A 9,749-nucleotide genomic window follows, 5' to 3' on the forward strand; every position below is an offset into this window, starting at 1 on the left:
CAGTCTAGGCAGGCGACTTCGGGCTGAACAGCCATCGGCGACGGATACACTGTTCATCACAGCGAACAATCATTCGAGAAAACCCGGAACAAAGGAGCCTGCATGGCGCGTCAGGATGACCCGGAGGCCCGTCGCCTCGACACGCTGTGGTCGCCGATCCATGCGCTGACGGTGCTGGGCGATCTCGGCAGCTTCACCGCCGCCGCGCAGCGCCTCGGGCTGAGCAAGGCCGGCATGAGCCAGCGCATCGCCGATCTGGAACGCAGCGCCGGCGTGCCGCTGGTGCAGCGCACCACCCGCAGCGTGCGCCTGACCGAGGCCGGCCAGCAGCTGGTCGACAGCACCCGCGACGCCTACGCGCAGATCGAGCGCGGCTTCGCGCAGGTCAAGGACCTCGCCGCGGTACCGCGCGGACGCCTGCGTCTGACGATGCCGGTCGCGCTGGGCCGGCAGATCATCGTGCCGCACCTGCCGGCCTTCCTGCGCGAGCATCCCGAGGTGCGGCTGGAGCTCGACCTGTCGGACCGGCTGGTCTCGCTGGCGCAGGAGGGCTTCGACCTGGCCATCCGCCACACCGCCCATCCGCCCGAGACCCATGTGGCCTGGCCACTGCGCCCGACCCGGGCGGTGCTGCTGGCGACCCCCGGCTACCTGGCGCGGCGCGGCACGCCTGAGCATCCCTCGGATCTGGCCGGGCACGACTGCCTGCATTACCTGCGCCCCGGCGAGACACCGACCTGGCAATTCCGGCCCCTGGACGCAGCCGGGACGGCCGAGCGCCGGACCCCGCACGTGACCGTCGCAGTCCGCGGCGCCTTCTGTGCCAACAACAGCGAGGTGCTGCGCGAGGCCGCGCTGAGCGGTCTGGGCATCGCTCTGCTGCCGGACTTCAGCGCCGGCCCTGCGCTGGCGCAAGGTGAACTGGTGGAAGTGCTGCCACGCTGGCAGAACGTCGGCGCCTTCGGCGAGCAGCTCTGGGCCATCCGGCCCTACAGCCCCCATGTGCCGCGTGCGGTCCATGCGCTGGTGGCGTATCTGCGCGAGGTGCTCGGGCAAAAAAAAACCCACCAACGAGGGTGGGTTGATGGACGCTCCGGATGAGCGCCGTTGGGAAATCCTGAGTCCCGACCACGGAATCCTGTATGTTTTTTTGCGGATTCTCGCGTGTCAGGGGCGGATTTTCGTGGTACCGCGTGACAGCTGATGAAGTGACTTTATGGGGGGGGTCTGATAGCGCACATCCCCACAAAGGATGAACTGAAAAAGGTCGAAATTCATCTCTTCTGTGTTAACAGTCAGTCACCTTTCCAGCCCATTCAAGCTGTCATCACCACGAATCAGGCGGTAACCGCCTTGAAATTTCCATGAACCTCGCGGTACCCAGTAAAACCGAAGGCCAGCGCCGGCTGACGACCGCTGATCAGCTCGGCCAGCGCACGGCCTGAGCCCGCGCCGTGCGTCCAGCCCAGCGTGCCGTGACCGGCGTTGACCCACAGGCCCTCGACCTTCGTGCGGCCGATGTAGGGAATGTTGGTGGGCGTGCTCGGGCGCAGGCCGGTCCAGTAGTTCGGCTCGCTGGTGTCGGCCACGCCGGGGAACAGCTGCTCGAAGCGCCGGCGCAGCGACTCGCAGCGCGTGCGCGCCACCCGGCCGTCCAGGCTGGTGTCGTAGCCGGCCAGCTCGGCGGTGCCGGCCACGCGGATGTGGTCGCCCAGGCGCGAGATGGCGATCTTGCGGGTGTCGTCGAGCAGGCTGACGACGCTGGCGCGCTGCGGGTCGCGCAGCCGGAAGGTGGCCGAGTAGCCCTTGGCCGGATAGATGTTCAGGTCGATGCCGACGCCGCGCAGCAAGGGCGCCGTGTACGAGCCCATGGCCGCGACCACCGCGTCGCCCGAGATCGTGCGGACCTGCGGATGGCCGACGCGGCGCACCCGCACCTGCTTGACCGCGCCGCCGATGCGCTCGAGCGGCAGCACCTCGTGCTCGTACAGGAAGGTCGCGCCCCGCTCGATGCAGCGCCGCGCGAGCTGCTGGGTGAAGACGCAGGCGTCACCCGACTCGTCCGACGGCGTGAAGGTGCCGCCGGCGATGTTCGGCGCCCACGAGGCCAGCGCCGGCTCGACGCGCAGCACCTCCTCGCGGCTGAGCACGCGGCGGTCCACGCCGTAGCGGCGCATCAGCTCGGCGCCGGCCGCGCCCGACTCGAAGTCGGCCTGGGTCGAGAAGAAGTGCAGGATGCCGCGCTCCAGGCGCTGGTACTCGATGCCGGTGGCCGCGACCATCGACTTCAGCGTCTCGTGGCTGTAGCTGCCCAGCGCGACGAGCTGGCGCACGTTGCGCTCGAAGGCCGCGTCGCTGCACTGGCCCAGGAAGGACAGGCCCCAGCGCCACTGGTGCGGGTCGAGCTTGGGGCGGAACAGCAGCGGCGACTCGTCGCTCATCAGCCATTTCATGACCTTCAGCGGCGCGCCGGCGTTGGCCCAGGGCTCGCAGAAGCTGACCGAGATCTGCGCGCCGTTGGCGAAGCTGGTCTCCAGCGCGGCGTCGGGCTGGCGCTCGATGACGGTGACTTCATGGCCGAGCTCCAGCAGGTGCCAGGCGGTGCTGACGCCGATGATGCCGGCGCCGAGGATGGTGACTTTCATCGTGATCTCCTTGCCGGTCAGGCGCGGTGCGGCAGCGACGCTGCGCCCCGGCTCCGGGCGATGACGCGATGGTGACAGCGGCCGCGCCCGCTCAAAAGAGACATGAATTAGTTTCAGGTTTGATAATCAGCACTTATGAAGCTGCTCGACCCCGCTGCCCTCGACTGCCTGGCCGCCCTCGTGGACGAGGGCAGCTTCGAGCGCGCCGCACACCGGCTGGCGATCACGCAGAGCGCGGTGTCGCAGCGGCTGCGCGCGCTGGAGATGCAGATGGGCCAGCCGCTGGTGGTGCGCTCGCGGCCGCTGCGGCTCACCGGCCCGGGTCAGGTGCTGCTGCGCTACGCGCGCCAGCTGCAGGCGCTGCGCAGCGACGTGGCGCGCGATCTGGGCGAGCACATCGACATCGAGGACCGGGTGCCGATCGCGGTCAATGCCGACAGTCTGGCGACCTGGGTGCTGCCGGCGCTGCAGCCGCTTGTGGACGACGGCATCTCTCTGGAGCTGATCGTCGACGACCAGGACTTCACCCACGACTGGCTGCGCGAGGGCCGGGTGCTGGGCTGCGTGTCGACGCTGGCCGAGGCGCTGCGCGGCTGCCGGGTCACACCGCTGTGCACCATGCGCTATGTCGCGGTGGCCAGCCCGGCCTTCGTCGAGCGCATGATCGGCCCGCGCGGGCTGAGCCACCGCCATCTGGCGCAGGTGCCCTTCGTCGTCTTCAACCGCAAGGACGACGCGCAGGCGCAGTGGGTGGAGCGGGCGCTTGATCTGAGCTCGCCCCGGCTGCTGCAGCGCTATGTGCCGTCGTCGGAGGCCTATGTCCAGGCGGTGGAACGCGGCTGGGGCATCGGCGTGGCGGCCTGGCCGCTGGTGCGCTCGCGGGTCGAGAGCGGTCGCCTGCAGCTGCTGCGCCCCGACGTGCATGTGCCGGTGGACCTGCACTGGCACCAGTGGAAGCTGGCCGATGCGGTCTCGGCCGGCACCGCACGCCCGGGCCTGCTCGACCGCATCGGCGCGGCACTGGCGGCAGGTGTTCCGCAGGAAGGCCCGATCAGCATGGCCTGAGCCAGCCGGCTCGGCCGGCGCCTGACTATTATTGCGGCGCACCATGATGTCACCTTCTCTTTCGCGCCGCGCGACCCTGCGGGAACTGTCGCGCTGGGCCGCCCTCCTGGCCGCCCAGCGGGTCGCGGCCGCACCGGATGCCTCGCTGCCGCGCCAGGAGCGCCCGCACTTCGCCACCGATCCGTTCACGCTCGGCGTGGCCAGCGGCCAGCCGCGGCCGGACTCGGTGATCCTGTGGACCCGGCTGGCACCGCAGCCGATGGCGCCGCGCGGCGGCATGCCACGCGCGCTGGTGGCACTGCAGTGGCAGGTGGCCGAGGACGAGGGCTTCTCGCGCATCCGGCGCAGCGGCACCGTCTGGGCTGATCCGGCGCAGGCCCACAGCGTGCGGGTGCACGCCGACGGGCTGACACCGGGGCGGATCTGGTTCTACCGCTTCATCGCCGGCGATGCACTCAGCCCGACTGGCCGCACTCGCACCGCGCCGGCCGAGGATGCGCCCGTCGATCGGCTGCGCCTGGTGCTGGCCTCCTGCCAGCACTACGAGCAGGGCTGGTTCATCGCGCAGCGCGAGATCGCCGGGCTGGACATCGACTTCGTGCTGTTCACCGGCGACTACATCTACGACAACCCCTGCGCACGCCGGCTGCGGGTGCGAAGCCACGAGACCGGCCAGCATCCGTCGGGCCAGGCCTTCTCGCTGCCGCAGTTCCGCAGCCGCCACGCCCACTACAAGCTCGACCCGGACCTGCAGGCCGCGCACCGCGCGCATCCCTGGATCCTGGCCTGGGATGATCATGAGGTCCGCAACGACTACGCCGGCCTGCGCGGCGACGACGACTTCGACCTCCCCCCGGCGGAATTCGTGCGGGTGCGCGCCCATGCCTATCAGGCCTATTTCGAGCATCTGCCGCTGGCGCTCGACCAGCAGCCCGGCCCGGGCGGCATGCGCATGCATGACCGCTTCACCTGGGGCCGACTGGCCGAGCTGTGGACGCTGGACGGCCGCCAGTACCGCGACGTGCAGGCCTGCAACGATCAGGGGCGCTACAACGGCCACCTGCGCTGGAACTGTGCCGAGGTGAATGCGCCGCACCGGTCGATGCTCGGCCCGACCCAGCGCCAGTGGCTGCAGCAGGGTCTGGCCGGATCGCGGCGGCGCTGGAAGCTGATCGGCCAGTCGACGCAGATGAGCCCCTGGGGCCTGCCCGCGCCTGACGGACGCCGGCTGGTCTTCACCGACGGCTGGGATGGCTATGCCCAGGAGCGCGCCGGGCTGCTGGGCTTCATCGGTGCACGGCGCATCGACGATGTCGTCATGCTCGGCGGCGACGTGCATCGCCATGTCGCCGCGCAGCTGCGCGCGCGCCCCGGGGATCGGCGCGCGCCGGTGGTCGCCAGCGAGTTCGTCGCCACCTCGCTGACCTCGGCAGGCATGCCGCAGTCGACGATGTCGCTGATCCGCCGCGCCAACCCGGACATCCTGCACGCCCGCAGCGATGTCAGGGGTTACATGCAACTGGAAGTGACGGCGCGCTCGCTAAACTGCATCGCCAGGGCGACGGATTTTCCGGTACTGCCGCATTCACGGATGCGCACGTTGGCCAGCTTCCATGTCGAAGCCGGCCGACCCGGACCGCAGGTCGGCTGACGCCCTGAAGACCGGTCCGTCGGTGCAGTCGACGGGCCGCGGCAGGCAGTCTCGGGAGATCGGCAATGACGACGATGAAGCGTTCGCTGACCAGCTGGCTGAGCTGGCCCTCATGGAAACCGGGGCGAGGCCCGCAGGCGTCACAACGGCGCCGTTCCGAGGATTGCGCCGACTACGGCACCGCCTTCGGCCTGGACATGAGCTTCGGCCCGCAGACTGCAGACACCCTGCCCCAGGGCGATCAGGACCGGCGCGACCGTCAGCGACCAGCGCCGGAGGGCCAGGCCGATCCCGGACCGGAGTCGAAGGGCTGACTCAGCGGATCAGCAGCACCGGCACCTTGCAGTGCGCCATCACCTTGGTGGCGACCGAGCCCATCACCAGATTGCCGAGCGTGCCGTGGCCATGCGAGCCCATCATCAGCAGGTCGAAGCTGCCCTCGCTTGCGGTGGCGGCGATGGTGTCGGCGATGTGACCAGTCTTGCTGAGGAAGGTCGCCTTCAGGCCCTGCTTGTCCAGGAAGGTGCGCAGCGGGTGGAAGACCTTCTCGCCTTCGTCGGCGTAGTAGCCGTTCAGCAGCTCGCGGTCCAGCACGGCCGCGGCACGCGGGGGCACCGGCGGCACCACGGTCAGCACGGTGTACTCATGCTGGGTACCGAGCCACTCGTCGTGGGCGGCCCAGTAAGCGACCATGCGGCGGGTGAATTCGCTGCCGTCGACGGCGACCAGAATCTTCATGCGAGTCTCCTTGCGGGGTGAGTCCACGGGCCTCGAGGACCCGACGGACCCAGTCTGTCAGCATGAAGCCAGTCCGGTCTTGACCCGGATCAACTCTGGTCGCGGCCGTGGCATTGCTTGTACTTGCGACCGCTGCCGCACGGGCAGGGGTCGTTGCGGCCGACCTTGGGCGCGTTGCGACGCACCTGGGTGACCTTCAGCCGCTCGGCGCGGCCGATGTCGGCCAGCTCGACCACATTGCCGACCAGATCCTCGATCGCCGCGTCGAGCGACTTCAGCGGGTGCTCCTGGTCGAGCGCCTTGGTGTAGGCCTGCTCGTCCTCGCTCTGGTCGGGCAGATGGCGGCGCAGGCAGGCCAGCAGATCCGGGATGTCCGGATGCGGCAGATCCTCCAGGCCCGGGAAATGGTTCAGCGCGTGCTCGAAGCCGATGATCCACGGTCCCAGTGCACCCTCGATCTGGGCGCGGCCGGTCAGCGGCTCGTCATCCTCGCCAAGCGGCTGCATCACCACCGGATCGAACCAGCCGTCCTCGACCATCTGGCGGTTCAGGGCGTCGAAGCGGCGCTGCACCAGCGCGAGCAGGCGCTCGTGACGCGCGCCATGCCATCCTGGCGTGTCGGGCGTGAGCACCGCGCCGCCGCCCTGCTCCTCGTCGCCAAGGTTCCAGTCGCAGGCCGGCGGCAGCCATTCGGCGATGTCGACGGCCACCGGCTGCGCCAGCACGCCGCAAAGGTAGCCATCGAGCATCACCACATCGAGCGCCTCCAGCGGCGCCGGGATCTGGGCCAGCAGATCGTCGAGTTCGCCGATCTCGGCATCGGTGAGGTCGTTCTGGGACGGTTGGGACATGGCAACAGCTTTCGGAATTCGTGACAGATCGTGCTTGCTGCGTATTGTGCCCGCCGCAGCCGGGGCCGGGGCCGAGCCGTTAGGATGAGGGCATGGGACACCGACTCACACAGATCAGCACCCGCACCGGGGACGACGGCACCACCGGACTGGGCGACGGCACGCGCGTGCCGAAGGACCACCTGCGCATCGCGGCGATGGGCGACGTGGACGAACTCAACTCGCAGATCGGCGTGCTGCTGGCCGAGCCGCTGCCGGCCGAGGTGCGCGAACTGCTGGTCGTCATCCAGCATGAGCTGTTCAATCTGGGCGGCGAGCTGTGCATTCCGGGCCATGCGCTGCTGAAGGACGAGGCCGTCCTGCGCCTGGACGAGGCGCTGGCGCATCACAACGAGCATCTGCCGCGGCTGCAGGAGTTCATCCTGCCGGCCGGCACGCGCAGCGCCACGCTCGCCCATGTGGCGCGCACCATCGCCCGGCGTGCCGAGCGTGCGGTGGTGACGCTGCAGCGCTCCGGCGAAGAGGTCCGCAGCGCACCACGCCAGTACCTGAACCGGCTCTCGGACCTGCTGTTCGTGCTGGCACGGGTGCTCAACCGCGCCAATCTCGACGGACTGGGCGGCGACGACGTCTACTGGAGAAGCGAGCGGCTCGCCCGCCAGCAGGACGACAACGCCGCCTGAGGGTCCGAGGACCGCTCAGAAGCTGGCCCGGCCCTCGACGAGGTCGAGCCGCACCACCGGCCGACCGGTGGCGGCGCAGGCCGCGGCGGCCAGCCGTGCAGCCCAGGCCGGATCGCCCTCCGACCCGAAGGCCTGGGCCCCTGCCGCATCCGCCACCGCCAGCAGCTTGTCGGCGGTCAGCACCTTGCCGGAGGCGCGCAGCGGCTCGCAGTCGAACTCGAGAAACTGCTCGTCGAGCCACTGTCGCGCCGCATCGGCCGCGGGCAGCGGCTCGGCGGCGGCAACGACGAATTCCTGGTCGGGAGAAAAGCGAACGGTCAGGCGGCCAGTCATGATCGGGGTCTCCTGTCTCTGAGGATGATGCAAGGATCCCCCTGATCCTAGCGGCTCAGCCGCGGCGGGCCAGGATCGAGCGGTGCAGGATTTCCAGCACTTGCTCGGAATCGTCCCATCCGATACAGGCGTCGGTGATGCTGCGGCCGTACTCCAGCTTCGAGGCATCGTCCTTGCCCGGCGAGAACTTCTGCGCGCCGGCCTTCAGGTGGCTCTCGATCATCACGCCGAAGACGCTGCGCCCGCCGGCGGCGATCTGGTCGGCGATGTCGCGCGCCACGTCGATCTGGCGCTCGTGCTGCTTGCTGCTGTTGGCGTGACTGCAGTCGACCATCAGCGTGGCGGGCAGCTTGGCCGCCTCCAGGTCCTTGCAGGCGGCCGCGACGCTGGCGGCGTCGTAGTTCGGCGCCTTGCCGCCGCGCAGGATGACGTGGCAGTCGGTGTTGCCGCGGGTCTCGACGATCGCGACCTGGCCGTTCTTGTGCACCGACAGGAAGTGGTGCGGACGGGCCGCGGCCTGGATGGCGTCGGTGGCGATGCGGATGTTGCCATCGGTGCCGTTCTTGAAGCCGATCGGCGCCGACAGCCCCGAGGCCAGTTCGCGGTGCACCTGGCTTTCGGTGGTGCGCGCGCCGATCGCACCCCAGGCGATCAGGTCGCCGATGTACTGCGGCGAGATCACGTCGAGGAACTCGCTGCCGGCCGGCATCCCGAGACGGTTGATGTCGATCAGCAGCTGGCGCGCGATGCGCAGGCCTTCGTCGATGCGGTAGCTCTCGTCCAGGTACGGATCGTTGATCAGGCCCTTCCAGCCCACCGTCGTGCGCGGCTTCTCGAAGTAGACGCGCATGACCACTTCCAGCGTGTCCTTGTACTTCTCGCGCAGCGGCTTCAGGCGCCGGGCGTACTCCAAGGCGGCCGCCGGATCGTGGATCGAGCACGGGCCGATGATGACCAGCAGGCGGTCATCCTTGCCTTGCATGATGTTGCGGATCGACTGGCGGGTCTCGCCGATCAGGTTCTCGATCGCGGTGCCGCGGATCGGGAAGAAGCGGATGAGGTGCTCAGGCGGGGGCAGCGGGGTCACGTCCTGGATCCTTTCGTCGTCGGTCTGCGAGGTCTTGTCGACGGGCGGATACCAGGCATCGGTGCCGGAGGCGGTCTTGGCGTTCATCTTCGTGCTCCTGGAGGATTCGTGTGTCGTTGGGGTTCGGAACGGGATGCGGAAGACCGGCTCATCGGGCGGCGGCAAAAAAAAACCGCCGGGGATCCGGCGGTTTCCTTGGAGCGCTTGCGGGCTTGTTCAGCTACGCGTGGGCCTCTCCTCCGCCGGTGCGGTGCGAGAACCAAAAGTAGCCAAAAAAGAAGGCAAAACGCTTCATGGGGGTCGAATGTAGAGAGGCCGGGCGGCCGCGTCAACCGGAAAGCCCTGGCGCTCAGGGCGATTGCATTAGCCACCGCCCCGATTGAGTGGTAACAATCCAGCCCGACCTCGCAGCCCCAGACACGATGCAAGACCACCCGACGGCCCCCGGCGATGAGCTGATGCAGCACTTTGAAGACCTGGCCGATCCGCGCCGGCAGACCGGCCGCTTCCAGTACCCGTTGCAGGAACTGCTGCTGACGGCGCTGTGCGCGGTGGCTGCGGGCGCCGAGGACTGGGTCGATGTCAGCGAGTGGGGCGAGTTCAAGCTGGAGTGGATGCGGCGCTTCCTGCCCTTCGAGCAGGGCATGGCCTCGCACGACACGTTCAGCCGGGTGTTCGCCATGCTGGACGCGGTGC

At 69.1% G+C, this 9,749-nt stretch carries 11 protein-coding genes; 6 read left to right on the forward strand and 5 right to left on the reverse strand.

The features are described from left to right. The first annotated feature begins 102 nt into the window (after nt 1-102). Nucleotides 103-1,101: a LysR family transcriptional regulator gene (locus BW996_RS17955; RefSeq protein WP_051632012.1), complete on the forward strand. Its 999-nt coding sequence runs from the start codon at nt 103-105 to the stop codon at nt 1,099-1,101. A gap of 236 nt (nt 1,102-1,337) precedes the next feature. On the opposite strand, the gene BW996_RS17960 is transcribed toward BW996_RS17955, so the two are convergent. Next, on the reverse strand, nt 1,338-2,645 hold the full coding sequence (locus BW996_RS17960) for a D-amino acid dehydrogenase (RefSeq protein ID WP_051632011.1): 1,308 nt from the start codon (nt 2,643-2,645) through the stop codon (nt 1,338-1,340). Between the two features lie 135 nt (nt 2,646-2,780). Here BW996_RS17960 and BW996_RS17965 point away from each other — a divergent pair, with 135 nt between their 5' ends. From BW996_RS17965 to BW996_RS21455, 3 genes are all read left to right on the forward strand, one after another. Further along, entirely contained in the window at nt 2,781-3,710 is a 930-nt protein-coding gene (locus BW996_RS17965; protein ID WP_037482829.1) for a LysR family transcriptional regulator ArgP, read from the forward strand. 46 nt (nt 3,711-3,756) lie between these two features. Next, entirely contained in the window at nt 3,757-5,361 is a 1,605-nt protein-coding gene (locus BW996_RS17970) for an alkaline phosphatase D family protein (RefSeq protein ID WP_051632018.1), read from the forward strand. A gap of 65 nt (nt 5,362-5,426) precedes the next feature. Continuing rightward, nucleotides 5,427-5,675 (forward strand): hypothetical protein, encoded by a 249-nt coding sequence (locus BW996_RS21455; protein ID WP_139330940.1) that lies wholly within the window; start codon nt 5,427-5,429, stop codon nt 5,673-5,675. A 1-nt stretch (nt 5,676) separates the two neighbouring features. Here the strand turns inward: BW996_RS21455 and BW996_RS17975 are convergent, their stop codons facing one another. Together BW996_RS17975 and BW996_RS17980 are read right to left on the reverse strand one after the other, a co-directional pair. After that, a complete protein-coding gene (locus tag BW996_RS17975) occupies nt 5,677-6,099 on the reverse strand; it encodes a universal stress protein (RefSeq protein ID WP_037482823.1) in 423 nt (140 codons plus the stop codon). An 89-nt stretch (nt 6,100-6,188) separates the two neighbouring features. Next, nucleotides 6,189-6,950 carry a YecA/YgfB family protein gene (locus BW996_RS17980; protein ID WP_037482820.1) on the reverse strand — a complete coding sequence of 254 codons (762 nt, stop codon included), beginning with the start codon at nt 6,948-6,950 and terminating at the stop codon, nt 6,189-6,191. A gap of 92 nt (nt 6,951-7,042) precedes the next feature. Here BW996_RS17980 and BW996_RS17985 point away from each other — a divergent pair, with 92 nt between their 5' ends. After that, a complete protein-coding gene (locus tag BW996_RS17985) occupies nt 7,043-7,633 on the forward strand; it encodes a cob(I)yrinic acid a,c-diamide adenosyltransferase (RefSeq protein WP_037482818.1) in 591 nt (196 codons plus the stop codon). A 15-nt stretch (nt 7,634-7,648) separates the two neighbouring features. Here the strand turns inward: BW996_RS17985 and BW996_RS17990 are convergent, their stop codons facing one another. Continuing rightward, nucleotides 7,649-7,966, reverse strand: coding sequence for a hypothetical protein (locus BW996_RS17990; RefSeq protein ID WP_037482815.1), 318 nt, complete (start codon nt 7,964-7,966; stop codon nt 7,649-7,651). A 55-nt stretch (nt 7,967-8,021) separates the two neighbouring features. Further along, on the reverse strand, nt 8,022-9,140 hold the full coding sequence (locus BW996_RS17995; RefSeq protein WP_037482813.1) for a 3-deoxy-7-phosphoheptulonate synthase: 1,119 nt from the start codon (nt 9,138-9,140) through the stop codon (nt 8,022-8,024). Nucleotides 9,141-9,475: 335 nt separating this feature from the next. Between BW996_RS17995 and BW996_RS18000 the strand changes: the two genes are divergently transcribed. After that, nucleotides 9,476-9,749: transposase family protein (locus tag BW996_RS18000; RefSeq protein ID WP_139330941.1), on the forward strand; the 274-nt coding region annotated here is incomplete at its 3' end.

It is taken from the genome of Sphaerotilus natans (assembly GCF_900156335.1).
GTDB lineage: Bacteria > Pseudomonadota > Gammaproteobacteria > Burkholderiales > Burkholderiaceae_C > Sphaerotilus > Sphaerotilus natans.

Coding starts and splice junctions, on each gene's coding strand:
- BW996_RS17955 (WP_051632012.1), top strand. CDS start 103: ATGGCGCGTCAGGATGACCCGGAGGCCCGTCGCCTCGACACGCTGTGG.
- BW996_RS17960 (WP_051632011.1), bottom strand. CDS start 2,645: ATGAAAGTCACCATCCTCGGCGCCGGCATCATCGGCGTCAGCACCGCC.
- BW996_RS17965 (WP_037482829.1), top strand. CDS start 2,781: ATGAAGCTGCTCGACCCCGCTGCCCTCGACTGCCTGGCCGCCCTCGTG.
- BW996_RS17970 (WP_051632018.1), top strand. CDS start 3,757: ATGTCACCTTCTCTTTCGCGCCGCGCGACCCTGCGGGAACTGTCGCGC.
- BW996_RS21455 (WP_139330940.1), top strand. CDS start 5,427: ATGACGACGATGAAGCGTTCGCTGACCAGCTGGCTGAGCTGGCCCTCA.
- BW996_RS17975 (WP_037482823.1), bottom strand. CDS start 6,099: ATGAAGATTCTGGTCGCCGTCGACGGCAGCGAATTCACCCGCCGCATG.
- BW996_RS17980 (WP_037482820.1), bottom strand. CDS start 6,950: ATGTCCCAACCGTCCCAGAACGACCTCACCGATGCCGAGATCGGCGAA.
- BW996_RS17985 (WP_037482818.1), top strand. CDS start 7,043: ATGGGACACCGACTCACACAGATCAGCACCCGCACCGGGGACGACGGC.
- BW996_RS17990 (WP_037482815.1), bottom strand. CDS start 7,966: ATGACTGGCCGCCTGACCGTTCGCTTTTCTCCCGACCAGGAATTCGTC.
- BW996_RS17995 (WP_037482813.1), bottom strand. CDS start 9,140: ATGAACGCCAAGACCGCCTCCGGCACCGATGCCTGGTATCCGCCCGTC.